At 71.4% G+C, this 25,057-nt stretch carries 23 protein-coding genes and 2 pseudogenes; 17 read left to right on the top strand and 8 right to left on the bottom strand.

Annotated features, from left to right (window positions below; all coding sequences use genetic code 11):
• Positions 1–303: 303 nt before the first annotated feature.
• Positions 304–618: a hypothetical protein gene (locus tag ACFY04_RS06185; RefSeq protein WP_389114433.1), complete on the top strand. Its 315-nt coding sequence runs from the start codon at positions 304–306 to the stop codon at positions 616–618.
• Positions 619–642: 24 nt separating this feature from the next.
• Here ACFY04_RS06185 and metK read toward each other — a convergent pair whose 3' ends face one another.
• Positions 643–1,851, bottom strand: coding sequence for a methionine adenosyltransferase (gene metK, locus ACFY04_RS06190; RefSeq protein ID WP_389114434.1), 1,209 nt, complete (start codon positions 1,849–1,851; stop codon positions 643–645).
• Positions 1,852–2,380: 529 nt separating this feature from the next.
• On the opposite strand from metK, the gene ACFY04_RS06195 reads away from it, so the two are divergent.
• The 10 genes from ACFY04_RS06195 to ACFY04_RS06240 all read left to right on the top strand — a co-directional run bounded on the left by ACFY04_RS06195 (position 2,381) and on the right by ACFY04_RS06240 (position 14,173).
• Positions 2,381–3,157, top strand: coding sequence for an IclR family transcriptional regulator (locus tag ACFY04_RS06195; protein WP_389114436.1), 777 nt, complete (start codon positions 2,381–2,383; stop codon positions 3,155–3,157).
• A complete protein-coding gene (locus ACFY04_RS06200) occupies positions 3,145–3,909 on the top strand; it encodes an IclR family transcriptional regulator (protein WP_389114437.1) in 765 nt (254 codons plus the stop codon). The genes ACFY04_RS06195 and ACFY04_RS06200 overlap by 13 nt, the downstream gene beginning before the upstream one ends.
• A 295-nt stretch (positions 3,910–4,204) precedes the next feature.
• Entirely contained in the window at positions 4,205–5,083 is an 879-nt protein-coding gene (locus ACFY04_RS06205) for a class I SAM-dependent methyltransferase (RefSeq protein WP_389114439.1), read from the top strand.
• Positions 5,080–6,309, top strand: coding sequence for an ATP-grasp domain-containing protein (locus tag ACFY04_RS06210; protein ID WP_389114441.1), 1,230 nt, complete (start codon positions 5,080–5,082; stop codon positions 6,307–6,309). The genes ACFY04_RS06205 and ACFY04_RS06210 overlap by 4 nt, the downstream gene beginning before the upstream one ends.
• Positions 6,291–7,520: an acetyl-CoA carboxylase biotin carboxylase subunit family protein gene (locus ACFY04_RS06215; RefSeq protein WP_389114443.1), complete on the top strand. Its 1,230-nt coding sequence runs from the start codon at positions 6,291–6,293 to the stop codon at positions 7,518–7,520. Before ACFY04_RS06210 ends, ACFY04_RS06215 begins: the two co-directional genes overlap by 19 nt.
• A gap of 4 nt (positions 7,521–7,524) precedes the next feature.
• On the top strand, positions 7,525–9,351 hold the full coding sequence (gene asnB / locus ACFY04_RS06220; protein ID WP_389114444.1) for an asparagine synthase (glutamine-hydrolyzing): 1,827 nt from the start codon (positions 7,525–7,527) through the stop codon (positions 9,349–9,351).
• The gene (locus ACFY04_RS06225; protein ID WP_389114446.1) at positions 9,348–10,385 is read left to right on the top strand and encodes a PrpF domain-containing protein; all 1,038 of its coding nucleotides are present in this window, start codon (positions 9,348–9,350) and stop codon (positions 10,383–10,385) included. The genes asnB and ACFY04_RS06225 overlap by 4 nt, the downstream gene beginning before the upstream one ends.
• Positions 10,364–11,593 (top strand): acyl-CoA dehydrogenase family protein, encoded by a 1,230-nt coding sequence (locus tag ACFY04_RS06230; protein WP_389114448.1) that lies wholly within the window; start codon positions 10,364–10,366, stop codon positions 11,591–11,593. Before ACFY04_RS06225 ends, ACFY04_RS06230 begins: the two co-directional genes overlap by 22 nt.
• 7 nt (positions 11,594–11,600) lie before the next feature.
• Complete coding sequence (locus ACFY04_RS06235; RefSeq protein ID WP_389114450.1) at positions 11,601–12,920, top strand: ATP-grasp domain-containing protein; 1,320 nt, start codon at positions 11,601–11,603, stop codon at positions 12,918–12,920.
• Positions 12,920–14,173, top strand: a complete 1,254-nt coding sequence (locus ACFY04_RS06240; RefSeq protein ID WP_389114452.1) for an MFS transporter — start codon at positions 12,920–12,922, stop codon at positions 14,171–14,173. Before ACFY04_RS06235 ends, ACFY04_RS06240 begins: the two co-directional genes overlap by 1 nt.
• A 323-nt stretch (positions 14,174–14,496) precedes the next feature.
• Here ACFY04_RS06240 and ACFY04_RS06245 read toward each other — a convergent pair whose 3' ends face one another.
• Positions 14,497–14,943 (bottom strand): hypothetical protein, encoded by a 447-nt coding sequence (locus tag ACFY04_RS06245; RefSeq protein ID WP_389114454.1) that lies wholly within the window; start codon positions 14,941–14,943, stop codon positions 14,497–14,499.
• A 389-nt stretch (positions 14,944–15,332) separates the two neighbouring features.
• Between ACFY04_RS06245 and ACFY04_RS06250 the strand changes: the two genes are divergently transcribed.
• The 3 genes from ACFY04_RS06250 (at position 15,333) to ACFY04_RS06260 (ending at position 17,241) form a co-directional block, all read left to right on the top strand.
• Positions 15,333–16,124, top strand: coding sequence for an SDR family NAD(P)-dependent oxidoreductase (locus ACFY04_RS06250; protein ID WP_389114456.1), 792 nt, complete (start codon positions 15,333–15,335; stop codon positions 16,122–16,124).
• Positions 16,125–16,154: 30 nt separating this feature from the next.
• A complete protein-coding gene (locus tag ACFY04_RS06255; RefSeq protein WP_389114457.1) occupies positions 16,155–16,592 on the top strand; it encodes an NUDIX domain-containing protein in 438 nt (145 codons plus the stop codon).
• Positions 16,593–16,785: 193 nt separating this feature from the next.
• Complete coding sequence (locus tag ACFY04_RS06260) at positions 16,786–17,241, top strand: SCO4225 family membrane protein (RefSeq protein ID WP_389114459.1); 456 nt, start codon at positions 16,786–16,788, stop codon at positions 17,239–17,241.
• A gap of 65 nt (positions 17,242–17,306) precedes the next feature.
• Here the strand turns inward: ACFY04_RS06260 and ACFY04_RS06265 are convergent, their stop codons facing one another.
• Both ACFY04_RS06265 and ACFY04_RS06270 read right to left on the bottom strand, forming a co-directional pair.
• On the bottom strand, positions 17,307–17,501 hold the full coding sequence (locus ACFY04_RS06265) for a hypothetical protein (RefSeq protein WP_389114461.1): 195 nt from the start codon (positions 17,499–17,501) through the stop codon (positions 17,307–17,309).
• A gap of 1,039 nt (positions 17,502–18,540) precedes the next feature.
• A complete protein-coding gene (locus ACFY04_RS06270; protein WP_389114463.1) occupies positions 18,541–19,551 on the bottom strand; it encodes a quinone oxidoreductase family protein in 1,011 nt (336 codons plus the stop codon).
• Between the two features lie 144 nt (positions 19,552–19,695).
• Between ACFY04_RS06270 and ACFY04_RS06275 the strand changes: the two are divergent.
• Positions 19,696–19,845: pseudogene (locus ACFY04_RS06275) on the top strand (IS481 family transposase); the annotation flags it as partial.
• A 49-nt stretch (positions 19,846–19,894) separates the two neighbouring features.
• Positions 19,895–20,950, top strand: coding sequence for a hypothetical protein (locus tag ACFY04_RS06280; RefSeq protein WP_389114465.1), 1,056 nt, complete (start codon positions 19,895–19,897; stop codon positions 20,948–20,950).
• A 65-nt stretch (positions 20,951–21,015) separates the two neighbouring features.
• Here ACFY04_RS06280 and ACFY04_RS06285 read toward each other — a convergent pair whose 3' ends face one another.
• Entirely contained in the window at positions 21,016–21,489 is a 474-nt protein-coding gene (locus tag ACFY04_RS06285) for a hypothetical protein (RefSeq protein WP_389114466.1), read from the bottom strand.
• A 176-nt stretch (positions 21,490–21,665) separates the two neighbouring features.
• Here ACFY04_RS06285 and cutA point away from each other — a divergent pair, with 176 nt between their 5' ends.
• The gene (gene cutA / locus ACFY04_RS06290) at positions 21,666–21,983 is read left to right on the top strand and encodes a divalent-cation tolerance protein CutA (RefSeq protein ID WP_389114467.1); all 318 of its coding nucleotides are present in this window, start codon (positions 21,666–21,668) and stop codon (positions 21,981–21,983) included.
• Here cutA and ACFY04_RS06295 read toward each other — a convergent pair.
• The 3 genes and pseudogenes from ACFY04_RS06295 to ACFY04_RS06305 all read right to left on the bottom strand — a co-directional run bounded on the left by ACFY04_RS06295 (position 21,980) and on the right by ACFY04_RS06305 (position 24,815).
• Positions 21,980–22,312, bottom strand: coding sequence for a hypothetical protein (locus tag ACFY04_RS06295; RefSeq protein WP_389114847.1), 333 nt, complete (start codon positions 22,310–22,312; stop codon positions 21,980–21,982). The two genes, cutA and ACFY04_RS06295, sit on opposite strands and share 4 nt — an antisense overlap.
• A gap of 276 nt (positions 22,313–22,588) precedes the next feature.
• Positions 22,589–24,219: pseudogene (locus ACFY04_RS06300) on the bottom strand (relaxase/mobilization nuclease domain-containing protein); the annotation flags it as partial.
• On the bottom strand, positions 24,216–24,815 hold the full coding sequence (locus tag ACFY04_RS06305) for a plasmid mobilization protein (RefSeq protein WP_389114468.1): 600 nt from the start codon (positions 24,813–24,815) through the stop codon (positions 24,216–24,218). The gene ACFY04_RS06305 and the pseudogene ACFY04_RS06300, both read right to left, overlap by 4 nt.
• Positions 24,816–25,057 lie beyond the last annotated feature (242 nt).

Consider the following 25,057-nt stretch of genomic DNA (forward strand, 5'->3'; position numbering starts at 1 on the left):
TCATCCCGCAGGCTCGCGGGCACCCCTGTCGACCGCTGCTGTCCGCCCTGAAGGGCACGGCCGGGGCACGGGTACGGATGCTCGTCCTCCGCAGTGAGAAGGGTCTCCGGTGGAGCGGCCGGTCGCTCTCTCCGGCTGCGGCCCGACGATTCAGTCCGGTGATCGTTTCCGCTCACGGCTCCAGGTCGGCGCGGACGAGCCGGAATGCGGCCGCCGGGTCTGCGGCACGCGCGCCCCCCCCCGGCCCACGACGACATGTGACGCACCAGCGGCGACGGCAGCGCGCGGTGTGCCGGGCCGGGCGTGCTCACTCGGGGACTCACCAGGAAGTGCAACTCCTGGCGTGACGAACAGGGGGCCTGCTCCCAGCACATCGAGACGGCCATCGGGCGTCCGCTTCCGTACGAACGGGTCCCGATGGAAGCGATCCGCGCGGTCGACGAGCGGTTCGCGTCCGCCCACGAGTGGCTCAACGAATGCGGCTACCGCGCCGACGTTGCCGCCACGCGGCGGATCCACCCGGCCGCGATGGACTTCCGTACCTGGCTGGAGCCGACCGGCGCTGCCCGGATCGTGGCGTTCCTGGACGCCCGGCGGGGAGAGGTGCCGGGCGCGTGAGCGGCCAGAGGCTCCGGGGTGGGGTCAGCCCTGGACGGCCTTCTTCAGCTGCTCGGCGCGGTCGGTGCGCTCCCAGGTGAAGTCCGGCAGCTCGCGGCCGAAGTGACCGTAGGCGGCGGTCTGGGAGTAGATCGGCCGCAGCAGGTCGAGGTCGCGGATGATCGCGGCAGGGCGGAGGTCGAAGACCTCGGAGACGGCCTTCTGGATGGTGAGGACCGGGACGGTCTCGGTGCCGAAGGTCTCGACGAACAGGCCGACCGGCTCGGCCTTGCCGATGGCGTAGGCGACCTGGACCTCGGCGCGGCGGGCGAGGCCCGCGGCGACGATGTTCTTGGCGACCCAGCGCATCGCGTAGGCGGCCGAGCGGTCCACCTTGGACGGGTCCTTGCCGGAGAAGGCACCGCCACCGTGGCGGGCCGTACCGCCGTAGGTGTCGATGATGATCTTGCGGCCGGTCAGGCCGGCGTCGCCCATCGGGCCGCCGATCTCGAAACGGCCGGTCGGGTTCACCAGCAGCCGGTAGCCGTCGGTCACCAGCTTGATGCCCTGCTCGGCCAGCGCCTTGAGCTCCGGCTCCACGACGAACTCGCGCACTTCCGGGGTGAGCAGCGACTCCAGGTCGATGTCGGAGGCGTGCTGGGTCGAGACGACCACGGTGTCCAGGCGGACGGCCTTGTCGCCGTCGTACTCGATGGTGACCTGGGTCTTCCCGTCCGGACGCAGGTACGGGATGGTCCCGTTCTTGCGGACCTCGGTGAGGCGGCGCGAGAGGCGATGCGCCAGGGTGATCGGCAGCGGCATCAGCTCGGGGGTCTCGTCCGAGGCGTAGCCGAACATCAGGCCCTGGTCGCCGGCGCCCTGCGCGTCGAGCGCGTCGCCGGTGCCGCCCAGACGCTGGTCGTAGGCGCTGTCGACGCCCTGCGCGATGTCCGGCGACTGCGCGCCGATCGAGACCGAGACGCCGCAGGACGCGCCGTCGAAGCCCTTCTTGGAGCTGTCGTAGCCGATCTCCAGGATCTTGTCCCGGACGAGCTGGGCGATCGGCGCGTACGCCTTGGTGGTCACCTCGCCGGCCACGTGCACTTGGCCGGTGGTGATGAGCGTCTCCACCGCGACCCGGGAGGTCGGGTCCTCGCGGAGGAGCGCGTCGAGGATGGTGTCGCTGATCTGGTCGGCGATCTTGTCGGGGTGGCCCTCGGTCACGGACTCCGAGGTGAACAGACGGCGGGACATGCTCCTCCTGATGGTTGACGGTGTGTCGGGTGAATGGCGGGCCGCAGGCGGCAGCGGCGGGTGCTCACAGTGGGCGGGGCCGGTGCGGCGGGGGATCGCGGCGCGGACGGCCGGCCGTCCGCGTCCTGCGCCGGTCGCGTCCCGTGCTGTCGGGGGGCGGCGCGTGTGCGGTACGGCCGAGGCCGTGGAGCCCGGCAACGGAGGACCCTACCGTTGATCAACACCGGCATCCGTGTCGGGAATGTCACACGGGCGGACGGCTGCCCCGGCCGCACCGGATCCGGACGCCGGGTGCTCCGACGGCTTTCCCACGGCCTTCGCGGGGCGGCCGGAAGGTCTGTCGTCGGTGCACGGTATAAGTCTTGCTTGGTGCCCGTCGCGGCCAAACCCGGACAACTCCCGGCATCGCGTGGAACTATTTCGCCATGTGCATGTCGAGATAGTTATGGTCTTCCCGGCCCTGGTCGCCCCGCCGTAATTCGGGTGGGTGTGTCGTCAATCCGGGCGCCACGGGAAAACGGGGGTTCGGATGCAGTTGGTGAAACGTGCGCTCGGGGTGGTCACCGCCTTGTCGCAGGAGTCGGCGGGGCTGACCCTCCAACAACTCGCCGATCGGCTGGAGATACCGGAGGCGAGCATGTACCGCCTCCTCGCGGTACTGAAGGAGGAACACTTCGTCACCCGGGCGGAGGGCAGCCGGCGCTACTTCGCCGGGCCGGCCGCCTGGGAGGTGGGCAGCAGCACCAGACGCTCCGGCCATCTGGCGGAACGTTCCTCCGGGGTGCTGGCCGAGCTGGCCGACACTGTGGGCGAGCCGGTGCTGTTCACCGAGCTGGTCGGCCGGAACGCCGTCTGCACCGGCCGGTTCGGCCCCGAGCGCGAGGCCCCGCTCTCGGCCCGGGTGGGCCGTACCCTGCCGTTCCACGCGGCCACGGCGGCCCGGACGCTGCTGGTCGGTATGGAGGAGCACCGGATCAGGCGCCTGCTGTGCGGAAGCGACTTCGCGCGCTACCGACCGCGGACCCCGCGCGGGGTCCACGACGTCCTCCACCACCTGTTCCTGGCCCGCAGGAACGGTTACGGGGTCTCGTACGACGAGTACGACCAGGGCATCTGGGCGGTGTCGGCGCCGGTGCGCGGCGGGACGGGCCACGTGCTGGCCACCGTCACCACGGCCGGCAGCGAGCACCGGATGAACCAGGCGGCTCGCCGTCGGGCCCGGCAGCTGGTCCTGGAGGCGGCACACACCCTGGGGTCGGAGCTGGGCCACCGCGGCACCGGGGGGCACCGGCCGTGCGCCTCGTAGTCAGGGCGATGGGCGTCCTGCGGGCCGTCGCGGCCGCCGACGACGGGCTGACTCCGCAGGAATTGCAGTCCGGTCTGGATATTCCGGCCGCCAGTCTGAACCGGTTGCTGGCCGCGATGGAATCAGAACTGTTCATCACCCGATCTCCGCTGAACCACCGATATTTCCTCGGCCCGGCGGCGTGCCATTTGGCGGGCGATTCCGCGCCCGCGCGGGCGCGGCTCATCGCGCCGCATCCCGCGGTGACCGAACTCGCCGAGAAAACCGGTGAAACCGTATTCCTCACCGAGCTGTTCGGGGACCGTGCGGTGTGCACCGCGCTGATCGAGCGGACCAGGCCGCTGATGCTGTTCGTCAACGTCGGGCAGGAGCTCCCGTTCCACGCGGCCGCCGCCGCCCGGGTGCTCCTCGCGTACGAGGACGAGTACACCGCGCGGCGCGTGCTGGAGAGCCGGTCGCTGACCCTCTTCACCAACCGTACGCCGCCCTCGGTGGAGGCCACGCTGGAGCACCTGGAACTGGTGCGGGCCCGGGGCTACGACATGTGCGACAACGAGCTCGACCGCGGGGTCCGGACCGCGGCCGCACCGGTCCGGATGTCCACCGGCCGGGTCACCACGAGCGTGACGCTCGCCGTTCCCGCGAGGCAGACCGACCCCTGCGCCGAGGAGCTGCGGGACCTGGTCGTGGTGACCGCCGCACGGATGTCCGCGGAGCTCGGGTACGCCGAGCCGGGCGCCCGCCCGCGTTGAGCGGTGCCGGGCGGCGCTGATCGTTCCCGCTGTCCGGAGGATTGCCCAGAAGTGAGGGCGGATGGCGGAACAGGCCCTCAGATCTGACGCGAAGTCGTTCCGGCCCTGTGCCGGCGCGCGGCTTCCCGCGGATGATCTCGACTGTGAGTCGAATATCCGTCCTCGGCCGGGTCGCCCGAACGGCGTGCCCGTGGGGCCGCGGATGATCTCGCCTGTCAGTCGAATATCCGTCCTCGGCCGGGCCGCCCGAACGGCGGGACCGCGGGGCCGGTCACCCTCACGGAAATGAAGATCAATGCCCGAACTCGGAGTAATCGGCGTATCCGGCTGGAAGTCCATGGGCCCGCAGTGGGACAAGTACACACCCCCGGTGCGCCCGTCGGAGCAGGACATGCTCACCATCCGGGAGCGGCTGGAGCGGGTGCTCGCCGAGACCGGCGCGACCGAGGAGCGCAAGGCCCAGGTCCTGGTGCTCGGCTCGACGCCCGAGACCCGCAACATGCTGGCCGGGCTCCCGAACGTGCGCGTCACGCTCATGGACTACATGCTGCAGATGACAGTGGCCATGACCGAGATGGTCACCGCCGACCCCTTCGACGAGGTGTGGATCAAGGGCGACTGGCTGAACGCGCCGCTGCCGGAGCACTACTTCGACGCGGTGATCAGCGACCTCGTACTGTCCAACCTGCCGCCGGCCAAGCACGCCGGGCTGGTCGACCGGGTGCATACCGCGCTCAAGCCGACCGGCCGCTGGCTCAACCGCACCGACTGCGTGGACGCCAACAGCCGCATCGAGGACCTGGACGCGCTGCTCGACCGGTTCCTGCTCATCGAGGAGTCCACCCAGGCCGACATCTGCTCGCTGCGCTGCGCCGCCGGGCTGCGTCACTGGGATCGGGAGAGCAGCTTCCTCTCCTGGGCCGACCTCGGCCGGGAGCTGGAGAAGTACCGCGACGACACCGGCTTCGTCCACCCGGACCCGCGTGCCAACCGCCTGCTGGAGGGCCTCTGGGAGGTCACCGCGCCGTTCGACAAGCCGTACTGGCTGCGGACCAAGGAGGACCTGGAGGAGGAGCTCGGCCGCCGCTTCCGGATCGAGCACGAGGTCCGGGACGTCACCGTGCTGCAGCACCACGAGCGCGGCTACTACTTCTACGACCTCGCGCCCCGGTGACCACCGCGGCGGCCCCGCGCGTGGCGGTCGTCGGCGGCCCGTTCCCGCTGCTGCGCCACGCCCGTGACCTGGGTGTCCGGGTGCTGCTGGTGCAGCACCCGGACCGGTTCGACGAGCGGCACCGGCAGTACGCGGACGAGGTGCTCCTCGTCGACTACGCCCGCCCGGACGAGCTGCTCGCCGCCCTGACCCCGCGGCACGCGGCCGACCCGTTCGCCCTGGTGCTGTCGCTGACCGAGCCGGGCCTGCTGCCGGCCGCCGGGGCGGCGGCCGCGCTCGGCCTGCCCGGCAACCCGGTCTCCTGCGTCCGGATGCTCGGTGACAAGTCCCTGATGCGGGCCGCACTCGACGACGCCGGGCTCAGCCCGGTGACCGCCCGGGTGGTGCGCGACGCGGCCGGGATCGCGGCCTTCGTCCGCCGGTACGGCCCGGCCGTGGTGAAGCCCGTCGACGGGACCGGCAGCCTCGGTGTCCATCGGGTCGACGAGCCGGGGGCCGCCGCGGCGGTCTGGGAACGGCTGGCGGCGGCCGGTCACCGGCAGGCGCTCGCCGAGGAGTTCCTCACCGGACCGGAGATCAGCGTCGAGGCGTTCAGCCGGCACGGTCGGCACACCGTCCTCGCGGTCACCGACAAGACCGTTCAGGACAACTTCGTGGAGACCGGGCACCTCGTCCCGAGCCGGCTCCCCGAGTCCCTGCTGGCCGAGGTCAAGGCCTTGGTGCCGGCCTTCCTCGACCTGGTAGGCCTGTGCGAGGGGCCCTCGCACACCGAGATCAAGATGACGCCGACCGGTCCGCGCATCGTCGAGTCGCACCCCCGGTTCGGCGGCGACAAGATCCGGGTCCTGGTGGACCGGGTCTACGGGGCCGACCTGGCCAGGCTCGCCGTGGCCGTGCCGCTGGGGCTCGCCCCGGCCCCCGAGGCGGTCGAGCCGAACGGCGCAGCCGCGATCGTGTTCCACACCCCGGCCCCCGGAGTGGTCCGCGCCGTCGAATTGCCGGCCGACCCGGGCCCCGACGTGGAGATCGAGGTCGACGTCGCGGTGGGCGACCTCGTCACGCCGGTGGCCGGTTCGGACGACCGGGCCGCCCACGTGCTGGCCTCCGGGCCCGATGCCGAGAGCGCCCTCGCCCGGTGCCGGCAGGTGCTCGCCGGCGTCCGGATCATCACCGAAGACCAACCAGACGGAAGACAGAACGCATCCGCATGCGCAAGAACGTATTGATCGTCAACTCCCGGAAGCCGATCCTTCCCGAGGTCCTACACAGCGACCTGTTCGGCCGGGTCACCGTCATCACCGAGCCGGCCTTCGTCGACTGGTACGACGAGCGGGTCGAGGTGCGCACCGTCCCCAGCATCGACGACCTGCTCGCGGTGAAGAACGCGGCCCTCGACGTGCTGGCCGCCGGGCCGGTGGACGCGGTGGTCTCGCCCGCCGAGCACGGCATCGCGACGGCCGGTTTCCTCCGCTCCTACCTCGGCCTGCCGGGCCTGGGCTACGAGGCCGCCAACTCCTTCGCCAACAAGCTCGTCATGAAGCAGCGGCTCGCGGCGGCCGGACTGCCCACCGCGCCGTTCGGCCCGCTGTACCGGCTGGAGGACCTCCCGGAGCGGGCCGAGGAGCTCGGCTGGCCCGTCGTCCTCAAGGCGGCCTTCGGCACGGGCTGCATGAGCGTGTTCGCGCTCGGCTCCCCGGAGGAGTTCGAGCTGTTCGCGGCTGGGGAGGAGGCCGAGCGGCTGCGGGAGGCCCGCTGCCCGCTGCTGGTCGAGAAGTTCGTCGGGATGTCCGGCGAGTACCACTGCGACGGTGTGGTCCACGACGGCGAGGTCCGCTTCCTCGCCGCGTCCCGGTACTTCATGCCGCTGCTCGGCCGCTTCGACGAGTTCACCGGCTCGTACTTCCTGTCGCCCGACGACCCGGACCGGGCCGTCGTCGAGGACCTGCACCGCCGCGTGGTGAAGGCGCTCGGGATGCGCTCCGGCGTGACCCACCTGGAGCTGTTCAAGACCGACGAGGGCTTCCTGGTCGGCGAGATCACCTGCCGGCCCGGCGGCGGAGGGATCGTCGAGGCCGTCCGGCTCGGCCACGGCGTGGACCTCTGGCAAGCCTTCCTGGAGACCGCGCTCGGCCAGGAGCCCACTCTGGACCCGAGCCCGGACGAGCGGATCGTGGTCAACGTCGACCTGCCTATCCGGCAGGGCCGGATCGTCGAGCAGACCCCGGCCGAGGTGCTGGAGAAGCTGCCCGACGTGCTGAAGGTGCGGATGCTGCACCAGGCCGGCGACGTCGTCGGCTACCGGTTGTACTCCTCCGCGGCCAACGGCATCGTGTTCCTCGCCGTGCGCAGCGAGGACGAGGTCGCGCAGCGCGTCGCCGGCATCGCCGCGACGTACTCGGCCGTGGTCGAGTCCGTCCCCGCCCCCGGGGTGGTGTGAGCCGATGTGCCGCATCCACGGTCACTTCAACGCGGGCATGACGCCGCACGACCTCCGCACCGTCGCGGCGGTCCAGCGCCACGGCGGACCCGACGCGCAGTCCCACGCGTACGGACCGGGCTGGGCGCTCGGCAGCAACCGGCTCGCGATCACCGACCCGGGCGGCGGTGACCAGCCGTACCGCCTGGGCGACTCGATCACCGTCGTCTTCAACGGCGAGATCTACAACCACGACGAGCTCCGGCGCGACCTGGCCGCCCGCGGGCACGCCTTCCGGGACCGCTGCGACGGAGCGGTGATCCCGGCGCTGTACCTGGAGTACGGCCTTGACTTCACCGAGCACCTCGACGGCATGTACGCGATCGCGGTGATGGACACCCGCGCGGAGCCGACCCTGGTCCTCGCCACCGACGGCGTCGGCATGAAGCCGCTCTACTACCACTGGGACGCGGCGCGCGCCCAGCTCTGTTTCGCCTCCGAGATCCCGGCGCTGCTCGCTTTCGGCACGGTCGGCGCGGTGCCCTGGGAGTACGGGCTGGACGCCTACCTGGCCACCAAGACGCCGTTCGGCGAGCAGACCATGTTCCAGGGCGTCCGGGTACTGCCGCCGGCCGCCACCGCCGTGGTGTCCCGCTCGCGCGGGCTGCGCGTGTTCCGCCGGGAGAGCGCGCCGGTCACGGACCCCGGGCTGACCGAGGCGGAGGCCGCCGAGCGGACCCGCGAGCTGCTCCGGCGCGAGGTGGCGAGGCTCACCGTCGCCGACGTGCCGGTGGCCGCGATCACCAGCGGCGGGCTCGACTCCAGCCTGGTGACGGTGCTCGCGGCCGAGCGGGTCGCCGACCTGCACGCCTTCAACATCGCCTACCGGGGCACCTGGCCGGCCGACGAGCGGGCGTTCGCCCGCGAGGTGGTCGAGGGCTGCGGCGCGACCTACCACCAGGTGGAGATCGACCCGCGGACTTTCCCCGAGCTGCTGCCCGAGGTCGTCTGGCACCTCGGCCAGCCCAATGCCGACCCGATCACGCTGAGCACGTACGCGCTCTTTGACGCGGTCCGGGCGGCGGGCTACCGGGTCGCGCTGACCGGGGACGCCGCGGACGAGCTGTTCGGCGGCTACGACCGGATCAGGGCCGCGCTGCGGGTGCCCCCCGGCGGGGACTGGGTCACCGGCTACGTCGAGGAGCTGGCGGCGGTCCCGCGCGCGATGCGTGAGGAGCTCTACTCCGACGACTACCGCGACCTGATCCGCCGCAGCGGCTCCGACGCCGATCACATCGCCGCCCTGCTGCGCGAGGCCGACGCCGCCTCCGGGGCCGGCGGCGACCGGCTCGCGGCGATCACCGCCTTCGAGGTGGGGTCCCGGATGCCCGCCTACCACCTGCGCCGCGTGGACCACCTGAGCATGTCCGCCTCCGTCGAGGTCCGGCTGCCGTTCTGCCAGCCGTCCGTGGTCGACCTCGCCCGGGCGCTGCCCGGGTCCTACAAGGTGGCCGGCGACCGGGGCAAGCGCGTCCTGTACGCCGCGGCGGCGGGCCGGCTGCCGGCGTCGGTGCTCGACCGGCCGAAGCAGCCGTTTACGCTGCCGATCACCGCGATGCTCGCCCCGGGGCAGCCGCTGATGGCCTTCGCCCGGGACCTGCTCGCCAAGGACCGGCTCGCCCGCCACGGCCTGCTCGACCCGGTGCGGGTGGACGACCTGCTGCACCGTCAGGCCGAGCACCCCTCGGCCCGCGCGGCGCTGGCCATATGGTCGCTGCTCGTCCACGAGCTCTGGCTGGACCAGTTCTGCGACAGCAAGGCCGCGGCTCCCTGTACTGGGGGGCCGAGATGATCGCCCGGTTCGCCCTGGCCGAGGGCGCGCCCTGCCCCACCCTGGTGCTCGACCGGACCCGGCTGTCCGGGGACGAGCACGAGCTTCGCTCCGAACTAGCCGTCATCCGGCGGCAGTTGCGCGGCGTCGACGCCGCACACGTGCTGAAGCTCGCGCTGGTCGCACCGTCCCGGCACCCGATGTTCGACTTGGACTACCGCTTCGTCCAGTGCCTGCCGGGCGGCGACGACCGGTTCGAGTTCCGCGGCAGCTGCGGCCACTCGATCCTCGCCGCGGTGGTGGCCGAGGCCGGTCGGACCGTCTCGCTCGTCCCGGGCGGGCGGGTCCGGGTGCGGGTACTCAACAACGGCGACCACGTGGTCTGCGAGCCGGACGAGGCGGGGAGCGGCAGCTTCACCGTGCACTTCGTGCAGTCCCCGCAGACCCCGCTGGCCCGGCTCCTGCTCACCGGGAACGCCACCGACACCCTGGCGGTGGGCCCGCGTTCGTACGAGTCCTCGCTGGTCTCGATGGGCAACCCCTATGTCTTCGTCGACGCGCGCAGCCTCGGGCTCACCAGCCAGGAGCAGCTGTTCGGCGCGGGTGACGAGGTGTTCGCCCGGATGGCCGCGATCCGCAACAGCGCTGCCGAACTGCTGGGGTGGCCGGTCGACGGCACTTTCCCCAAGATCGCACTGGTCGGCGCCTACCACCCCGGCCGGCTGGCCGTCCGGGCCATCTCCGTCCCCAGCTGGCACCCGACGCTCGCGCTGACCGGGACGACCTGCCTCGGCGCCGCGGCGTCGGTCGAGGGGTCCGTGCCGTACCGCCTCGCCCGGGCGGCCGGCTGCGACCAGGGCCGGGTCGAGGTCGACACCCCCGGCGGCACGACCAGCGTGACCAGCCTGGTGACCGCGGACGACGCCGGCAAGGCCAACCTGCACTGGGTCAGTGTGGGCCGCAAACGCGCCTACCAGCTCGGCGATCTGACCCTCCGCCTGGGCGGAGGACGTGAACGAGAGGAGTCTCCCGCATGGCTGCCAGCCTCCCTGTGACCGGTGCCGACGACGGGCTCGACCGGCTCCGCGAGGTCCTGCGCTGCACCTCGGCCGAGGCCGACGCCACCGGTGCGCCGGTGGCCGAGGCCCTGGCGGAGCTGCGCGCCTCCGGGATTCTGGCGGCGGGCGTGCCGGTCGCGCACGGCGGCCGGGGCGGTGACGCACTGGTCACCAACCGGCTGGTGGAGAGGGTGGCCGCGGTGGACCCGTCGGTCGCGATCGTGCTGTTCCAGCACTACGCCGTGACCGCCAGGATCGTCGAGTGGGGCAGCCCGGAGCAGCAGGCGGCCGTCCTGCCGCGGCTGGCGAGCGGCGAGTGGCTGGTCGCCTCGGCGTGGAGCGAGGAGGGCGCGGGCGCGGACAAGCGCAACGTCGCCACCACCGCGGACCGCCGCGGCGACGGCTGGGTGCTGGACGGCACGAAGGCCTTCGTCACCGGTGCGGGCGTCGCCGACCTCTACCTCGTGCTCGCCCGGAGCGCCGGTCCGTCCGGTGGCGCCGACGGGTCCGGGGGCTTCTACGGCGGTGACGGTCAGACGTTCTTCCTGGTCGAGGCCGCGAACCCCGGGCTGCGCCCCGGCCCCGCCCTCGACCTGGAGGGGATGCGCGGCTCGGCGACCGGATTCCTGGAGCTGCGCGACTGCGCCGTTCCCGGGACGGCCGTGCTCGGCCCGGTCGGCGGCGCCGCGCGGATCATCGCCGGAGTCCGCGAGTCCGGCGCCACGCTCGGCGCGGTCTCGGCCGGCATCGCCGCGGCCGCCCAGGAGCTGGCGACGGCCCACGCCACGGCCCGCGGACTGCTGGAACACGGCGACACCACCCACTGCCTGGTCGGCCTCGCCACGCAGGTCGAGACGGTCCGCGCGGTCGTGGAGCGAGCCGGCCGCCGGGACAGCGGGGCGGCCGGAGCCACCACCCTGCACAGCAAACTGGCCGCGACCAGCATCGCCGAGGACGTCTGCCAGGAGGTCCAGCGGCTGCTCGGCGGCTCGGGCTACCGGCGCAGCAGTCCGATCAACCGGTTGCTGCGCGATGCCCGCGCGGTGGCGCTGATGGGCCCCACGAACGCCCTCTGCCGGGAACTCCTGCGCGTCGGCCGGGCCACCGCGGCGCCGCCGGAGGAGGCCGCGCCGCGACTGCCCGCCGCGCCGCAGCCCGCTCCGGCGGGTCGCCCGCCGGTCCCGAGCACCCCCCCCGACCCGTGAGGAAGCCATGCCAGGAGCAACACCGGAACCGACGCCGGACGCCATGCCGCAAGCGGTGCCGGAAGCCACGCCCGCCGTGACCCATGTCCTGGTCGGCTTCAGCGCCGGACTGCTGGCCGATCTCGACCGGCTGCTCCCGGCCCGGTCCGTGCTGGTGCTGGAGGAACCGGCGGTGATCGCCGCACGCAACGCCGGTGAGCTGGCCGCCCGCTACGGCTGCGTGGCGGAGCTGCGGCCGGCGCCTACGCAGGACGAGGAGCGGCCCGAGCGGCTCGTCGCGGCCGTCCCCCGCCCGCCCGCGCTGCGGGCCGTGATCCCGGCGGTCGAGTACGGCGTCGTCGGCGCCGCCGCCCTCGCCGAGGCCTGGGACGTCCCGGGCGCCGGAACGGCAGCGGCCCGAGTCATGCGCGACAAGGCGCTGCTGCGCGGTACCGCGGGCCCAGGCGGCGTCGACCAGCCGGACTGGGCGCCGGCCGAGGGGCCGGACGACGTGCAGCGCTTCCGCGCCCGGCACGGCGGCTCGTGCGTGCTGAAGCCGGCCAACCGTCAGGCCAGCCTCGGGGTCCAGCTGCTGGGGCCGGCGGACGACATCCACGAAGCGTGGGCCGGGACGACGGCCGCGGACGAGCCGAAGTTGCGGGTCGGCTACTCGGGCGCCGCCCGCTACCTGGTCGAGGAGCGGCTGCACGGTCCCGAGGTGAGCGTGGAGCTGCTGGTCGTGGACGGGCGGCCCGGGTTCGTGAACGTCACCGCGAAGAGCGTGCAGGACTCCCGCCACCCCGTCGAGACCGGCCACGTCGTCCCTGCCGGGCTGCCCGCCGGTACCGTCGCGGCGCTCGAATCCGCGATGGCCGCGCTGGTACGGGCCACGGGTTTCCGCTCGGGTGTGCTGCACGCGGAGTGGATCCTCCACCAGGGCCGGCCGCACCTGGTCGAGTGCGCCGGACGGCTGCCCGGCGACAGCATCGACACCCTGATCGACCTGGCGTACGGCGGAAGCATCCTCGGCGGGCTGTTGGCCGTGCTGGAGGGCCGCGGGGCACCCGCTCCCCGGCTGGCCACGGCCGGTGCCGCGATCCGCTTCCTCTCCGCCCCGGCCGGCACCGTGACCTCGGTCGACGGGGAGGAGGAGGCCCGGACCGCCCCCGGGGTGCACACGCTGCACGTCTCGGCCGTCCCGGGCACCACCACCCGGGCCGCCACCAGCTCCTGGGAGCGCGCCGGCTTCGTCGTCGCCACCGGCCGCGACGGCGCCGAGGCCGCGGCGAACGCCGCGCACGCGGCCGGGCGGGTGGCCATCCGTACCGGCGCCGGCGGGGCCCGGTGATGGGCCTCTCGCTGCGCGACTACGTCCCGGCCACCGCGGCCGGGCGCACCTTCGCCCTGACCTCGCTGATCAGCGCGACGGGCACGGGGCTCTTCCTGGCCGGGTCCGCCGTCTTCTTCGTCCGGTCGGTCGGGTTGAGCAGCGAGCAGGTGGGGGTCGGGCTGGCCGTCGCGGCGGCCGTCGGATTCCTCACCACGGTGCCGATCGGGGCGCTGGGGGATCGGATCGGCGTGCACCGCACGCTCATCGGCCTGCAGCTGTGGCGGGCCGCCTGGTTCGTCGTGCTGGCCTTCGTCGACGGGCCGGTCGCCTTCACCGTGGTCGCCTCCTGCCTGGCGATGGCCGAGGCCGCGACCTCCCCGGTGAGCCAGGCGGTGGTGGCCGCCGTCACGGGCGACACGGACCGGACCAGGACGGTGGCGGTGATCCGTACCGTCCGCAACGTCGGCTTCTCGCTGGGCTCGCTGCTCGCGGTGCCGCTGCTGGCCGGGGGCGGTGTCTGGTGCTACCGGATGATCGTCCTTGGCAACGCCGCGGCGTTCGTGTTCTCCGCGGCGCTGCTCGGCCGGATCGACGTGCCGCGCTCGGCTGCCCGGCAGCGGGCGGAGGGCCCGTTGGCCGGCATCCGGGGGTTCCGGGACTGGCGGTACCTCGCGCTCACGGCGGTCAATGGCGTGCTCACGCTGCACATGACGATCCTGTCGATCGGTATCCCGCTCTGGGTGGTGCAGGCGACCGCCGTACCCGGCGAGTACGTTCCGCTCGTGGTGCTGGCCAACACGGTGCTCGTCGTGCTCCTCCAAGTGCCGTTCGCCAAGGGGGTGGAGCGGCCCGGCGGAGCGCTCCGGGCACTGCGGCTGGGCGGGTTGGCGCTCGCCGCGTGTTGCCTGTGCCTCGGCCTCGCCGCGGATCGCGCGCTGCCCGCCGCGTTCGCCCTGGTCGCCGCGGCCGGTGTGCTGATGACGCTCGGTGAGCTGTGGCAGTCGGCCGGAGGCTGGGAGCTTTCCTACGAGTACGCGCCGGAGCCGCGGCGCGGGATCTACCTTGCCGTCTTCAGCCTCGGCACCACCGGGCAGGAGATCGTGGGGCCCGCGCTGATCACCTCGGTGGTGATCGCCACCGGGCTGCTCGGTTGGGCGGCACTCGCCGTGCTGTTCTGCCTGGCCACCCTGCTGGCCGGCCCGGCCACCGCGGCCCTGAACCGCCGGTCGGCCGGCCTTCCGGAGCCCGTCCCCGTGGGCGGCCCCAGCTAGCCGGCTGGTCCGGGAGCCTCCTGATCCGGCGCCGGACAGCCCGGGCTGCGGGTCTCGGCCCAGTGTGTGGGCCCGGGTGCACGAGGCCTCGGCAGCCGCCAGGTCGCCGCGCCGGCGCTGGATCCCCGCGGTCACGTAGACCGCGTCCGCTGCCATGCGGGTCTCGTACGGCAGCAGCTCCGCGCGCAGGTCACGGCGGCCTCATCGGCGGCGCGGGCCGAGTCCCCGGACGGCTCGGCGACCTCCGCGCGGTGGACCCGGCACAGCCCCGAGAAGTTGTTCGCCTCGGGCATGGAGGTGCACCAGGCCATCGCGGCGTCGGTCTATTCGGCGGCCCTCAGCAGGTCAGCGCAGGCTATGCACGCCTGGAGGCCCAGGCGGTAGATCCAGCCGGTGAAGAAGGCGCTCAGCTCGCCCGCCGTCGCGGCACACATGGCGTCGTCCAGCCGGGCGGGCCCCTCGGCCACCCGGCCCTCGGCGAGCAGGACGCCGCTCTGCGCGACCGTGCTCACGGCCAGTAGGTCGCTGCTGCCGCAGCGGCGCGCGATCTCGGCCATCTCGGAGGCCTTCTGGGCGGCTTCGGCGAACGCGCCGCGTTCCTGGGCCTCCTCGGTCTCGACCGAGACGAGGTGGCACTGCTCCTCGCATTCGGGTTGGTCCCGCAACTGGTCCCGGGCGACGATCGACTCCTCGACCCGTCCGGTCCACCAGGCGGCGTCCGCGAGCACGGCCTGGTCGTCGGTGCCCAGCCGGGCGGGGTCGAGGCGCAATCCGGCGCACCGTGAGGGTGGTTGTGGCACGCGAACGGCACGCGGACCCTTCAGAGGTCCGGGCAATAAACAAGCCCCAGGTCGTTGACCTGGGGCTTTGTCATGGAGCGGATGACGGGAATCGAACCCGCGCTATAAGCTTGGGAATCTACTGCGCGAAGGCGTTCACACCGTGGCTGACCTGCACAAACAAGCCCTGTCGGCCCCCTCTGGATGGCGCTCCGGGATCCGATTCTGACCGCTGTTGACCGCTCCTAAGGGCACGGTTGGGGCACGCCCTTCGTGGTACTGCCTCGGAGGAGGTGTGGCTGCCCGGATCGCCGGCGGGCACCTTTCGCCGACCGGACGCTGACGCCCCCCTCATTCCGACCCCCGCGAACGGAGCCGCAATGTCTCTGCCCCTGCTTGAGGCACCCCTCCAGGCCTGGCCCCTACGGGGCCGGACCGCCCTCGTCACCGGCGGCGCCACCGGCATCGGCGCCGAGATCGGACGGGCCCTCGCGGCCGCCGGCGCCACCGTCGCCGTTAACCACCTCGGCCAGGACCCCGACGCCCACGCCCTCCTCGCCGCCTTCGAGCACGACGGAAGCCCCGGCATCGCGGTGAACGCCGACCTGACCGACCCCACCGCCGTGCGGACCATGGCCGACCTCGTCCGGGCCGAGATCGGGCCCGTCGACATCCTCGTGAACAACGCCGGCTCCTACCCCCGCGTCACCTGGCAGGACACCGACGAAGCCGCCTGGAACTACTCCATCGACGTGAACCTCACCGCCCACTACCGCACCTGCCACGCCCTGACCCCCGGCATGATCGAACGCCGCTGGGGCCGGATCGTGAACATCGGCAGCGTCAACGCCCGCGCCGGCCGGACGAACCTCGTTGCCTACAGCACGGCGAAGGCGGGCCTCCTGGGCCTGACCCGTTCCTTGGCCCGCGAGCTGGGCCCGTACGGCATCTGCGTGAACACGGTCCTGCCCGGCGCCATCCAGGTCGAAGCCGAGAGCGTCATCCCCGCCCATCACCGCGCCCGCCCGGAAGACCAGATCAACCGCCAGTGCGTCCCGCGACGCGGACGCCCCGAAGACGTCGCGGCCTTGGTCGCGTTCCTCGTGGGCCCCTCTGCGTCGTTCATCACTGGGCAATCCGTACACGTCGACGGCGGCTGGCTGCTGCACTGAGACCGTCAACAAGCAAGGAGACAACGCCGAATGATCGAACGAGTCCGAGCCGTCCTCGTCACCGCGGACGACACGATGCTGGTCATCCGCCGCACCAAGCCGGACGTCCCCGAGTACTGGGTGCTGCCCGGCGGCGGGGTCGAGGAGAGCGACGAGTCCAGGGAGGCCGCCCTCCACCGTGAGATCCACGAGGAGATCGCGGGGAAAGCCGACATCATCCGCCTCCTCCACACCATGGAATCAGACAAGGAGCGTCAGTTCTTCTACCTCGCCCGCATCGCGATCTGGTCCTTCGAAGACCGCACCGGCCCCGAGTTCAGCGCCGAGGGTCGCGGCGAATACGCGCTGGAGGAAATCCCGCTGACCGTGGAGGGGCTCGACGGCATCGACCTCAAGCCCGAGGAGATCGCCCACGTCCTGCGGGGCGCCATCGGCGCTGACGGGCTCGGGGATGGGGCCGTGGTCTAGTCGCGGAATCCTCCGGCGCCGTGTGCCAGACATGGGGAGATACGGTGCGCGGTGTCCCCGGTGTGCTTGCCGTGCACGGCTCTGACCAGGTACGCAGGGCCGATCAGGATGAGTAGGCGTACTCAGGTGGCGGGACCCGGCAGCTTCGAGACTGAGCGCAGGTCGAACGAAGCGGTACGGAACGGGGAACGTCATGGTGCGGCGCTGGTCGAAGGCTGAGATGTGGGTGCCCGGTGCGTACCTGGCACTGGTGGTCGCGATGCTGGTCTACGTCGCGGTCGGCCAGTGGAACGGGGACAGCGGGATGTTCGGGGTCTTCCCGATCCTGGCCACGGCGCCGGTCAGCCTCTTGCTGCTGACGTTCCTCGTACCCGCGCCGGATGCCCTGGACTCGGACACGCCCTTTGACCCCCAGTACGAGGGCTCCGAGCCGCCCGTAAAGCTGCCCACGGACTACCCCTCGGAGTCGGCCCCCCTCCCCGAGGACTGGGTGGCGCCGGACACCTCCGTGGCCGACGACCCCTCGACGTGGGCCGGACTCGGCTTCTACGCCGTGATCCTGGTCAGCGCCCTGGTCAACGTCGCGGCGATCTGGGCCCTGCTCCGCTACGTGGCCCGGCGCCGCGACGCCAGGAGGGCGCAGCTCTAGCCGTACGGCCATGCGGACATGCCACCGGGGCCAACGCTGAAATGCGTTGGCCCCGGTGGCGTCGGTCAGAAGGTGTACGGGGCGAAGGAACGAGGGGGCTCGATTATGAGGCCAAGCAGCCGCTCGAGTTCGGCCCTCTCGTCCTCGGTCATGAACTCGACGGCATTGCCGAGGGTCTTCCCGGTGAGCTGCTCCATGAACGGGGCGAGGAACCGCTGGAAGGCTTCCGGGACTTCCTCCAGCGTCCGCTTGTACTCCATTCGGCGCGGGTGGCGTGCAAGGCGGTGGCCTGCTCCTCCTTGGTGAAGGGGCGGCCGTCGCAGTGGGAAGCACTGACAACAGGTCATCCTTCGGTCACTACTTGTGATCATCTATAGGTGTGCGGGTCTGTCGTTCGGCTGGCGCCGGTGGTGATGCCCCTGGGTGCAGAGAGTGGCTCGCTTGGCCCGAACCGGCGGGACCGGGTGGGCGGTTGTGGTCCCCGCTTTGCGGAGCCGAATTCGCGCAGGATCGGCAGCTTGTGGTGCAGGTCGGGTGGAATGCGGCTCGGGATCCGGGACGCCTCTGCGCCCAAGTGGTGCAAGTGGTGCGCGTAAGGTCCTCCGGCCAGGGCGTTCCGCTGAGTTGGGGCACACGGAGGGCACGGCAAAGGTTGAGAGGTCTAGACAACAATGAAGGCCCAGGTCGCTGACCTGGGCCTTCATGTAAGAGCGGATGACGGGAATCGAACCCGCGCTATAAGCTTGGGAATCAATGGTGCTCGGCGTGCTGGTATAGCCTCTGACCTGGGAGTATGCCCCTCTGCCGAGGTCTCTGGAGGGCCTTGCCCGCACCCGTGATGACCGCTGTTTACCGCCCCTAAGGGCACGGCTGGGGCACGTGAACCGCGCTTGCCGAGGCGGGTGCTTGACCGCTTCGATCGGACCGGCAGTTCTGGGGTCCGACAGCGGCGATTTTGAGGTGACCTTGCAGGGGCAATCGCTGTTCCAACTAGTGCTGCTGGTGCGATGCCGGACGTCTGCGGCTGGGCCTGAGATCTGCTCTCGTGGGGATGCAGCGTGGTGTTTTGCCGTCTTACGGTCGACCTGCACCTAGCTGTTCTGTCCCGGGAGGTTGTGGACGGGTGAGCCAGGTCTCGGCTTAGGGATCTTGAAGGGGTGTGACCCAGATACGCCAGAAACCCGCCAGAACTTGATCTCGGCCTGCTGAGTGCCTGACGGTGTCGGGGATCTTGGCGATGACGGTCGACCATGCCCTCGACATCTCAGTCTCCAAGATCCCCGACCTCGTCACCCGCGATCAGCTCTGCGTCTCCTCGCGGCGTCCAATAGCGGCCGCATCGGGTACGACGAGCAGCTTGCCGGTGGTACGCCGAGCCTCCAGATCGCTGTGGGCCTGGGCGGCCTCGGACAATGCGTAGCGGCCCGTTACGGTGACCTCAAGCGCCTTGGAGCGCACCCACTCGAACACATCGGCGGCCCGTCGGAGCAGTTCGGACCGATCGGCGATGAAGTGCCCGAGGCTGGGCCGGATCAGGGTCAGCGAACCGCCGTGGGCGAGCCGAATCGGATCAAACGGCGGCACGGCACCACTTGCCGCGCCGAAGAGCACGAGATGGCCGCGGGTTCGCAGGCTGGCGAGGCTCGCATCGAAGGTGTGCGCGCCGACGCCGTCGAAGACAACCGGCAGTCCCTGACCGCCGTTGAGCCGCCTCACCTCGGCTGCGAGATCGTCGACTGCGGAGGAAAGGATCACCTCAGCGGCCCCGGCACGCTTCGCCAGCTCGGCCTTCGCCGTGGTCGACGTCGTGCCGATCACCCTGCCGCCGAGATGGGTGATGAGCTGGGTCAAAAGCAGCCCCATGCCACCAGCAGCCGCATGCACGAGCACCGTGTCGCCCCCCTGAACCGGGTAGGCGTCCTTGACGAGATAGTGCGCGGTCATGCCTTGGAGGAGCACGGCGGCGGCGGTCTCGAAGCCGATATCGTCGGGCAGCGGCACCAGCCGGGAGGAGTCCACGACGGCCCGCTCGGCATAAGTGCCGGGAATCTCCACCCAACCGACCCGGTCCCCGACTGCGACGTCAGCGACGCCGGGTCCAACTTCGACGACCGTGCCGGCGCCCTCAGTGCCCGGGGTGAAGGGCAGCGGGAGGCTGTACCGGCCTTCGCGGTGGTAGACGTCGAGGAAGTTGACCCCGGATGCGGCGACCTCCACGATCGCCTCGCCCGGACCCGGCCGCGGCTGGTCCACCTTGGCCTCCTGCAGCACCTCGGGACCGCCCACTTCGTACACCTGAATCGCTCGCATGGCCCTCCAATAACGGCTCATCCCCCACCAACCCCGTTGATGGCGATCCGATTCCCGGCAAGCAGACCAGCCCGCCGCCCCCGCCGAGAGCTGAGACGCCTGCTTTGCACCCGGGTCTGGGACAGGAGACCGAGGCCGTCAAGGGCCTACGCCCGCCCCTACCGGTCAGACATCGAACGCCGCGAAGCGTTCCCCGGCTGGCTCCACTCCTACAATCACCACCGCGGACACACCGCACTCGCAGGCAAACCACCCGCAAGCCGCGTCCCCAACCTAACGAGGCGATACACCTAGCGCCAGAACCTGATGGCACGAGGGACCGGCTGGCTCGTAGGATCCATGGATGGTTGACCGGAGCGGAAATGGCCTGCCAGTTCTCAGCCAGTGGATGGACGGAGTTCCGACCCACCCACTGCGTTGGTACTTCGAGGCGGAGCGCCCGAGCCGCTACCGGGGGGCCGTCCATGCGTGGTGGCGAAGCCCCATCCTGACGGCGATAGAAGAGACCCTCGCCATTCTGGAGCGGGTCCAGCCTGACGGGCTCGCAGCGAAGCGCCAGGATTTCCGAGGGTTCTGGGACCAGAGCGCTGAAGGCATGGAGCTCTTCCTTACGCACCGGGCCGAACTCACGGTTGCATCGCACCTTGCGGCGAGCGGTGTGCCGTTCAGGTTCAACGGAGGCGAGGGGCCCGATCTCCTCCTTGACGCCGGGGCGACGCGTTTCGGTATCGAGGTCAGCTCGCGCCGACCGAAGAGCCTTGACAGCTTGACCCGCGAGTTGCGTGCGGGGCTTCAGGCGAGAGGCATGCCGGCGGTAGTGACTACATCCACTGACCCCATTCCTCCCGTAGCGATCCGGGAGAATGTGCGCAGGGAGATCATCGAGGCATTCCTGCCGTCCGACGGAGGGCCGGGGGTCACATCAATGCGAGTGGAGGCCGCGCCGGCCAGACCTGCGGACGGGATACCTGCTGCGTGGGTGACCATCCGGGTCACGCCAAACGAGAGCCGCAGCACGATGACAGCGCCGTACAACAGCCCTCACATGATTGCGACGGCACAGGAAGTGGCGCGCAACGTGCTGAGGGAGAAGCGGAAGGTAAGGCAGTCGAAGCTGATGCCGACTGTCCTGGTCGTCGATGTCAGCGGTTCCGATATGCCGGATCTCAGGTGTTGGGGCGATGTGTTCGGCCCTATGTGGGAGCAGACGGACGAGTTCGTCGCGCTCGCGGCGATGACCATGACGAGGTTGAGTCGCGAGCCGAACCTGAGCTTCTCCATCAACCCCTACGCCGACCTCCAAACCGTCCACGCGATCTCGGAGACCACGGTGCCGTGTGCTCTGTTCACGGGCCTGTCTGACGGCGTTGCGAAGCGTCGGTCGCCCGGATCATCGTGATGGGTTCGCGACGAGCATCGGGCCCAGGCGGCTAGCGCGAAACAAGGTGCTGGAGAACCGCAAGGTCACACCGAAAGCTCCGCCTGCTGCCAGGTCCGCTCAAGGGCGTCTTCGTGGTCGCCGCTGTGGCCATGCTGCTGGGTGCACACCAGCCGATCGAAGAACGTCGCGTCGGTCTCGGGCTGACCGTCGTCCCTGTGGCCAGTCAGAGGATCGCGGCCCGGACGGCGCTCAAGGCACTGGGACCCGGCCAGGCCGGTCAGGGCTGTGCGGAGCGCACTGGGTCCGTTGTGGGCGGGCTGGATGACGACCTTCCTCATCTGCTCGGGGATGATCTCTTGGAGCACCCTCAGTGCGGCCTGCGGGTCTCGGGATTGCTGACAGACTGCGGCCAGATCCTTAGCCATCTTCTCGATGACCAACTCGCCGATCGGTGTGATCTTGCCGTTCTGCGTGACGAGGGTGTTCGGAGGGAGTGCGTCGAGGTCGATGCCAGCACTGGTCATGCGGTGATCGTTCTTCCCGTTCTTCAGGTTCATGCTCCGAAATTAGGGTTCCGGCAAGGGCGGCAAAGGCTCGCGTCACCCGTTCGGCCAGGAGCGCGTAAGGGCGCCGGGGTCGTGCGGGGCGCCCGGCGTGATCGGTTCTCGTCGATCTCGCCGGAATCAATGACTTGTGCAGGCCAACGCGACACCAGGCCAGGTACGTTGCCCACATGGCTGACTTCTTGATCGTGATCACGACCGTGGACAATCAGGACGCCGCGCGGAAGCTGTCGCGCTCGGCAGTGGAGGCGAATCTGGCTGCTTCCGGGCAGGTGACCGGACCCATCGAGACGACGTACCAGCACCTCGGAGAGGTCTCCGAGGGCACCGAGTTCCAGGTGACCTTCCGTACGGCCGGTGATCGGCGCGAAGCGCTGGAGAAGCATCTGGTGGACAACCACCCCTATGACTCGCCCGAGGTCATCGCCTTCAACATCGACGTCGGCCGAGCCGAGTACCTGGACTGGATCACGCGGGCCACCCGCTAACCCTTGGCCCGTTCCAGTAGCGCACCGACCGGGGCGAGGGACCGGTGGGGCTCCAGTCGCTTGACCATCAGGCGGGCCCGCACCATCGGCCGGATCGACGCGAGTCCCTCGGAGAGGTCGAACACCCGGGTCGTGATCGCGGTCGCGTGCTCGATCTCGCCGGCGTCCAGGTAGGCCGCCGCCAGCCACGACAGGTAGAGCGCCTTGTCGCGGGACCGGGAGTCGTCGTACCGGCCCAGGGCGTCCTCCAGAGCCGGGATCGCCCGCAGGGGCCGGTGCAGCTCCGACCAGCACCTGCCCGTCATGATCGCGATCTCGTCGCGGTCCACCCAGTACGCCCAGTCGGGGCCCGGCTCGTCGCCGGGCTCGTGGATCGCCTCCTCGGCGAGGCCCAGGGCGCAGTCCGCGTCCCGGGCGTTCCCGGAGGTCGCGTGCTGCCAGGCCAGTCGGTCGGCCAGTAGTGCCCGTACGACGGGTGCCGTGCCCGAACCGAGCGCCTCGTACGCGGCCGTGGCGAAGCGGATCCCGGAGTCGCCGCCCACGGTCCATTCCAGGTAGGCGAGGAAGGCCAGCGAGTTGCCTTCCAGAGAGCTGTCCTCGGCGGCGCTGCCGGTGCGCACCGTGCCGGAAGGCGCGCTGCCGGGGTCGGCGGGTAGCTGCGCAAGGTGCCGGAGCCGCCAGACGAGGACGTCGCTGATGGAGGTGGCGCTGCCCAACTCCCTGCGCTGGATGCTTCGGCGAGCAGGTCGACGGGGCGGTGGCCGGAGGCCTGGGCTTCGGCGAGGGTGGCTGCCAGGGCCGGCCAGCCGGGCTCGGCCAGGATCTGGTCCGCCAGGTCTGGGACGGCGTGGCGCAGGGCCGCCGCTTGCTGGTGCTGCAGGGGCCGGGACATGTGTCGGCCCCGCTGCCGGAGGAGGGCCATGGGCTGGGCCGCGGCGGGTTCGTAGGCAGCCCGGAGATGGTCGGCTGCCTGGAGGGCGGCGACGGCCTGCTGGGCGTGGGTCTTCTTGGCGTGCCAGGCAGACGCCGCTACCGCGAGGAAGAACGCCATGTCGATGAGCATCGCGCCTGTTGCACCGTCGTCACCCCGCCCCAGGGCCGGACCGCTGTGCACGAGATCGCGGGCAGCCTGCCGTAGGGCCTGGTCCTGGCCGCGCTCGGCACGCACGTGGGAGCGGGCCGCCCGCTCGAAGGCCGTGGCTGCTTGCCGCAGCTGGGTGCGGGTGTGGGCCGCGGAGGTCTTGGCGAGGGCGTCGAGCACTTCGCCGGCGGCGGCGAGCTGGGCGGCCACGGTCCCGTCGTCACCGTGATCGATGAGGAGCACGGCCTGCCAGATGGCTCCGGTGGCGCGGCGACGAGCGGATGCGGGGCGGCTTGCCTGGGCGGGCGTCGGCCGGGTCGGTGCACCGGTCCATCGTTCGCGGAGGCGGGGCAGGGAGAGGTCGGGCGCGAGCTTGGACCCCGAGTAGTGGACGGGCGCCCCGTCCTTGTTGCGGTCCTCGGGCAGGGCGACGGTGTAGCCGAGGGTGTCACCGGAGGGGGCGGTCCGGCGCTTGATGAGGAGGCCGGCGGAGGCGAGGCGGTCGAAGAACTCCGCTTCCGAGCCGGTACCCGCGGCGGAGTGGAGGACGGTCTCGCGCAGTTCCTCGCGGGCGGTACGGTCCCGGCCCCGGCGCTTGGCCTTGTGCTGTTCGGCGCTGGTGGGGCGCTTGGCGGCGGTGCCATCGCCGGGGGCCACGCGGTGGAGGTCGTAGTCGGCCTCGATGCGGCGGCATTCGGTCTGGGCGCGTTTGCCGGAGCGGTGGTGGTCGGGCTTGCGGCCGTCTTCGCGTACGAGGGTGGCGATGAGGTGGATGTGGTCGTCGGCGTGGCGGATGGCCGCCCAACGGCAGCCCGCACCGTCACCGGGGTCGATGCCGGTGGCGGCGATGACGCGCTGGGCGATGTCGGCCCACTCGTTGTCGGTGAGGGTGCGGTCGCCGGGGGCGGCGCGGACGGAGGCGTGCCAGACGTGCTTGTCCGGGCGGGTGTCCGCGGGGAGGAGGTGGAGGGGTTCGTCGAGGAGCTGCTGGAGATCCTCCTCGGTGGCGCCGAGGTCGCGGCCGGGGTCAGGGGCGAGGCCGTCGAAGGAGGCGACCAGGTGCGGGTCGACGTGCTCTTCGCTCCGGCCGGCGCCGAAGAGGTAGGCGATCAGGCCGGCGGTGTCGCCGCCCTGTTTGTGGATGGAGGGGATCAAGCGGCCTGGTCTCCTTCGGAGTTGATCATGCGGATGGTCACCTGGCGGATGTCCTCGACGGCGCAGAGGACGGCGGCGATGGTGTCGTCGAGCCCTTCCGGGGCGACGCCCAGGTGCAGGGCCTTGGCCGCCTGATTGAGGTTGTTGTTCGCGATGCCAAGCTGGCGGCGCAGGGCGAACAGGGTGGTGAGGACCTCCTGCTCGCTGGCGATGACGGCAGCGGTGCGGTTCAGGTCGCGGGCAGCGGCGAGTGCGCTGTGCGCGAGGAAGCCGGCCTTGCTCATGCCGACGGCACCGGCGGCGGCGGAGACGAGCGCGCGCTCGGCGGCACTGAGGCGGACGCTCAGTGCAGGGCGCCGCTTCTTGGCGCGGGTACGGGGCTTGCCCCGGCGCTTGGAAGGCTGCGGTCCGCCCTCGGCCGCAGCCTCCCCGTCCCGTGCCCCCTGGCGCGGGACGGAGCCCGCCACCCCCGGGGCGGGCTCCGGTTCGGACGCACCCCCGACGGGGGAGTGTCCGAACCTCCAACTTGCTGCGCTGTTGGCTGAGGAACGGGTCCTCTGCTGGTCAGTGGGGGTGTGGACGTTCTGGTTGTGCATGTGGTGCTCCTCTGCGTGGTGTTCGGTGCGGATCGGGGCGGTGCTGGCGGGTGTTCAAGGCGCGGCCGGGCGGTGCCGGTGTGTAGGCGCGCGGATTTCCGGTGCTGCCTGTCCGCGGCTGTGGGGTGAGTACGGCCAGTTGTGCGGGACCAGGCGGAACTCGGGCTTAAGGCGGTCCGGCTCTGGTCGCGGTTGGGGCAAGAGGCGAGTAGGGCTACCTGGTCGTGCACTGACCTGCGGTG

The sequence above is a fragment of the Streptomyces sp. NPDC001549 genome (assembly GCF_042894025.1).
Taxonomy (GTDB): Bacteria; Actinomycetota; Actinomycetes; order Streptomycetales; family Streptomycetaceae; genus Streptomyces; species Streptomyces kutzneri.

What these genes read in the sequence shown, in the direction of transcription:
- metK (WP_389114434.1), bottom strand. Translation starts at nt 1,851, where the DNA reads ATGTCCCGCCGTCTGTTCACCTCGGAGTCCGTGACCGAGGGCCACCCC.
- ACFY04_RS06195 (WP_389114436.1), top strand. Translation starts at nt 2,381, where the DNA reads ATGCAGTTGGTGAAACGTGCGCTCGGGGTGGTCACCGCCTTGTCGCAG.
- ACFY04_RS06205 (WP_389114439.1), top strand. Translation starts at nt 4,205, where the DNA reads ATGCCCGAACTCGGAGTAATCGGCGTATCCGGCTGGAAGTCCATGGGC.
- ACFY04_RS06215 (WP_389114443.1), top strand. Translation starts at nt 6,291, where the DNA reads ATGCGCAAGAACGTATTGATCGTCAACTCCCGGAAGCCGATCCTTCCC.
- asnB (WP_389114444.1), top strand. Translation starts at nt 7,525, where the DNA reads ATGTGCCGCATCCACGGTCACTTCAACGCGGGCATGACGCCGCACGAC.
- ACFY04_RS06225 (WP_389114446.1), top strand. Translation starts at nt 9,348, where the DNA reads ATGATCGCCCGGTTCGCCCTGGCCGAGGGCGCGCCCTGCCCCACCCTG.
- ACFY04_RS06230 (WP_389114448.1), top strand. Translation starts at nt 10,364, where the DNA reads ATGGCTGCCAGCCTCCCTGTGACCGGTGCCGACGACGGGCTCGACCGG.
- ACFY04_RS06235 (WP_389114450.1), top strand. Translation starts at nt 11,601, where the DNA reads ATGCCAGGAGCAACACCGGAACCGACGCCGGACGCCATGCCGCAAGCG.
- ACFY04_RS06240 (WP_389114452.1), top strand. Translation starts at nt 12,920, where the DNA reads ATGGGCCTCTCGCTGCGCGACTACGTCCCGGCCACCGCGGCCGGGCGC.
- ACFY04_RS06250 (WP_389114456.1), top strand. Translation starts at nt 15,333, where the DNA reads ATGTCTCTGCCCCTGCTTGAGGCACCCCTCCAGGCCTGGCCCCTACGG.
- ACFY04_RS06255 (WP_389114457.1), top strand. Translation starts at nt 16,155, where the DNA reads ATGATCGAACGAGTCCGAGCCGTCCTCGTCACCGCGGACGACACGATG.
- ACFY04_RS06260 (WP_389114459.1), top strand. Translation starts at nt 16,786, where the DNA reads ATGGTGCGGCGCTGGTCGAAGGCTGAGATGTGGGTGCCCGGTGCGTAC.
- ACFY04_RS06265 (WP_389114461.1), bottom strand. Translation starts at nt 17,501, where the DNA reads ATGGAGTACAAGCGGACGCTGGAGGAAGTCCCGGAAGCCTTCCAGCGG.
- ACFY04_RS06270 (WP_389114463.1), bottom strand. Translation starts at nt 19,551, where the DNA reads ATGCGAGCGATTCAGGTGTACGAAGTGGGCGGTCCCGAGGTGCTGCAG.
- ACFY04_RS06280 (WP_389114465.1), top strand. Translation starts at nt 19,895, where the DNA reads ATGGTTGACCGGAGCGGAAATGGCCTGCCAGTTCTCAGCCAGTGGATG.
- ACFY04_RS06285 (WP_389114466.1), bottom strand. Translation starts at nt 21,489, where the DNA reads ATGAACCTGAAGAACGGGAAGAACGATCACCGCATGACCAGTGCTGGC.
- cutA (WP_389114467.1), top strand. Translation starts at nt 21,666, where the DNA reads ATGGCTGACTTCTTGATCGTGATCACGACCGTGGACAATCAGGACGCC.
- ACFY04_RS06305 (WP_389114468.1), bottom strand. Translation starts at nt 24,815, where the DNA reads ATGCACAACCAGAACGTCCACACCCCCACTGACCAGCAGAGGACCCGT.